Genomic DNA, 3065 nt, shown 5'->3' on the forward strand with positions numbered 1-3065 from the left:
ATTTATCAGCACGAAATACTCTCCGGTAAAAGTCATGGTAATCCCGACAAATGAAGAACTTGTCATGGCAATGGATGCATTCGAACTGGGACATAACTAGCTTGGAATATGTACCTAGAAAGAATAGGCTTTTCAGTATTGGAATTTCTCTGCTATACTAAGAGAATGAGGCTTCTGGTTTGAGGTTCTCACCATTTTTCTGAAAAAATAAAAGGAGTGCAAACTGGATGGCAGTACAAGTGGGAAGCATCATCGAAGGAAAAGTGACAGCGATTAAACCGTTTGGGATGTTCGTAGCAGTCAGCGAAACGGAGCAGGGGCTGGTCCACATTTCCCAAGTAGCAAACGGTTTTGTTAAGGATATCAATGATCACTTTACCGTGGGGGCACAAGTAAAGGTAAAAGTACTCTCCATTGATGATGCAGGTAAAATCTCGCTTTCGGTTCGCGCAGCACTCCCAGCGCCTGAGCGTCCGGAACGTGAAGAGCGCCGTGGTGGTGGATATCGTGGAGGCGACCGCGGAGGGAATGCAAAACGAGATAGCGGAGCTTCTTTCGAAGACAAAATGAAAAAATGGTTGAAGCACAGCGAAGAGAACCTTGCGACAATCAACAAAAAGAACGCAAAACGCGGCTACTAAGCCTTGCGATAACTAAGAAGGACGGGATCAGCTCCCGTCCTTTTTTGCGTTTTCTATTCCGTAGGATTCCCCTCTTTTTCCCAGTATTCCATCCCGCCGAGCATCTCTTTTACTCGAAAGCCGAGAGCCGCCAGTTTCGCGCAAGCCTTTGCAGCACCATTGCAGTTGGGACCCCAGCAGTAGACGACCAGGAGCTGGGTCGGGTCCAGAGCAGCCGTCGTTTCAGCGGAAATAAGCGAATGGGGGAAATTCAAAGCACCGGGAACGTGACCATCTCGATACGCTTTCTCGCTGCGAGCATCTAGGATGTAAAAGCCTTCCACACGGTTCCGGATGTCACTCCATACATCAGAAACATCCGTCTCAAGAGACAGCTTGTCGAGAAAATGAGTGCGGGCTACTTCAGGTGACGCGGCGGGTGTTTGCAAAACAAGGGACATATCCAATCCTCCTTGGTACATGTGATGGTGATGTACACAGCATAGCATTGAAGTAATCATCACAGTTATCTATACTATTTAATGAGGAACATTACTAATTTCTATGGGAGGAAGCGGGATGGAGCTGGTCTATTTACATACTTTTCGCGAAGTAGCCCGGTATGGGAGCTTTACACGGGCAGCAGAAGAACTGGGCTATGCTCAACCGACGGTAACGGCACAAATGCAAAAGCTGGAGCAGTCGTATGGAGCCCCGCTATTTGAACGATACGGACGCAAGCTGCGACTGACGCAAGCAGGAGAAGCCTTGCTGCCGTACGCAAGGGAATTGATTCGGCTGTATGGGGAATCTAAAGAAGTGATCAAGCAACAGACGACAGGTCCCATTGCCATTGGAACGATCGATACACTGGCGGCGTTCTTTCTGCCGCCGTATTTGCAGGCTTTTTGCCAGCAATATCCTCAGGTTGATTTAGTATTGCGGACGGCGGGGGAAGCAGAAATTGTGCAACAGATCAGGGACGGTTATCTCGATTTCGGGATCATTTTCGATCGCCCTTGTACAGACCCTGAGTTGGTCACCCACGTCATTCGCGAGGAGGAATTGGTGATCGTCATGCCACCCACCCATCGATTCACAACAGCAACTGCACTCACTGTCCATGATTTGGGCGGGGAGCCGCTTGTATTGACCGAAGAAGGCTGTACGTATCGGGGCATGCTGCTGGAGGCTTTTGGTGAGGCAGGGATGACTCAGCGAATCGCCTGCCAATTTAGCAATCCGGAAGCGATCAAGCAGTGTGTACGCTGTGGCTTGGGTGTGGCATTGTTGCCGCTCATGGCGGTCAAGAGAGAGCTCACAGAAGGGGTGCTCACAGCCATCCCGTTTCAGTCGGATAAGGCGCCGTTTTCCATTCAGCTTGTTTATCATAAAAAGAAATGGCTGTCACCTTCGATGGTGGAGCTTGTGGATACGATTACGAGATCACAGAGAGAGGAATCGTGAGCAGGATGCAGCTAGATATTTCACCGTTTGTCGCATGTAAACCTGAGGAGACAGTCTATCCGGGAGTGCGGCTCTATACCGTCACCTACTACAGTCAGGACTTGCTGGTAAAAGCTGCATTGGCTGTGCCAGAGGCTTATTTTCAGGAGGGGGCATGTCTGCCGGCTCTTTTGTATTGCCGGGGCGGGATAAAAGGAGTGGGACGTGTCAGACCTGAGAGAATCAGTCAGATGGCTGCTTTTGGCTACGTGATCCTCGCTCCTCATTACCGTGGAAATGAAGGCGGTGAGGGCCGGGATGAATTCGGTGGGGCAGACAGGCATGATGTGTTTGCCGCATTTGAATTGCTCTGCAATCTGGAGAAGGTGGACAAGAAGCGAATCAGCGTCTACGGCTTTTCACGCGGTGGCATCATGGCCTTGTTTGCCGCAATGGAGTGCAAGGGCATGCTGTCTTGCGTCGTATGGAGTGGCGTCAGCGACATGTTTTTGACCTATGAGGAGCGGGTTGATCTGAGAAGGATGCTGCGCAGAATCATCGGTCATCCGCGTAAGCAGGAGGATGCTTACCGCTATCGGACGCCTTTGTATCGGATGGACGAGATTTCTTGCCCTGTGCTGATCATACATGGAACGGAAGATGAGAATGTGGGAGTGGAGCATGCTCATAAATTGGCAGATGCGCTGACGCGGGCAGGTAAACCGTATGAAAAATGGCTGGCGCAAGGGGCCAGCCATCTGTTTGTCGGGGAAGATATGGAGATGTATACGCGCAAGATGTTCGCTTGGCTGGATGCGCAAGCCTAATCTTCTTTTGGTATAAGCGGCAGCGTAATGATGATTTCCGTTCCTTTCCCCAGCTTGCTGTTCACGTGCAGCTCCCCCCCGTGGTTTTCGACCATTCGCCGCGAAATCGGCAGCCCCAGTCCTGTCCCATCCTCTTTTAAGGAGAAGAACGGATCGAATATCCGCACCAGAT

At 50.7% G+C, this 3065-nt stretch carries 5 protein-coding genes; 3 read left to right on the plus strand and 2 right to left on the minus strand.

All coding sequences use genetic code 11. The annotated features are described in order from the left end of the window. Positions 1-227 precede the first annotated feature (227 nt). A complete protein-coding gene (locus tag C7R94_RS26640; RefSeq protein ID WP_047073233.1) occupies positions 228-641 on the plus strand; it encodes a S1 RNA-binding domain-containing protein in 414 nt (137 codons plus the stop codon). Between the two features lie 53 nt (positions 642-694). Here C7R94_RS26640 and C7R94_RS26645 read toward each other — a convergent pair whose 3' ends face one another. After that, positions 695-1081 carry a rhodanese-like domain-containing protein gene (locus C7R94_RS26645; RefSeq protein ID WP_106785639.1) on the minus strand — a complete coding sequence of 129 codons (387 nt, stop codon included), beginning with the start codon at positions 1079-1081 and terminating at the stop codon, positions 695-697. A 118-nt stretch (positions 1082-1199) separates the two neighbouring features. Between C7R94_RS26645 and C7R94_RS26650 the strand changes: the two genes are divergently transcribed. Both C7R94_RS26650 and C7R94_RS26655 read left to right on the plus strand, forming a co-directional pair. Next, positions 1200-2087 (plus strand): LysR family transcriptional regulator, encoded by an 888-nt coding sequence (locus C7R94_RS26650; protein ID WP_106785640.1) that lies wholly within the window; start codon positions 1200-1202, stop codon positions 2085-2087. Between the two features lie 5 nt (positions 2088-2092). Continuing rightward, entirely contained in the window at positions 2093-2893 is an 801-nt protein-coding gene (locus C7R94_RS26655) for an alpha/beta hydrolase family protein (RefSeq protein ID WP_106785641.1), read from the plus strand. Here the strand turns inward: C7R94_RS26655 and C7R94_RS26660 are convergent. Beyond that, positions 2890-3065: ATP-binding protein (locus tag C7R94_RS26660; RefSeq protein WP_146142821.1), on the minus strand; the 176-nt coding region annotated here is incomplete at its 5' end. The genes C7R94_RS26655 and C7R94_RS26660 overlap by 4 nt on opposite strands.

Source organism: Brevibacillus sp. NRRL NRS-603 (assembly GCF_003013445.1).
GTDB lineage: Bacteria > Bacillota > Bacilli > Brevibacillales > Brevibacillaceae > Brevibacillus > Brevibacillus formosus.

Excerpts from the sequence above, each read along its gene's own strand:
- C7R94_RS26640 (WP_047073233.1), top strand. The coding sequence starts at position 228 with ATGGCAGTACAAGTGGGAAGCATCATCGAAGGAAAAGTGACAGCGATT.
- C7R94_RS26645 (WP_106785639.1), bottom strand. The coding sequence starts at position 1,081 with ATGTCCCTTGTTTTGCAAACACCCGCCGCGTCACCTGAAGTAGCCCGC.
- C7R94_RS26650 (WP_106785640.1), top strand. The coding sequence starts at position 1,200 with ATGGAGCTGGTCTATTTACATACTTTTCGCGAAGTAGCCCGGTATGGG.
- C7R94_RS26655 (WP_106785641.1), top strand. The coding sequence starts at position 2,093 with ATGCAGCTAGATATTTCACCGTTTGTCGCATGTAAACCTGAGGAGACA.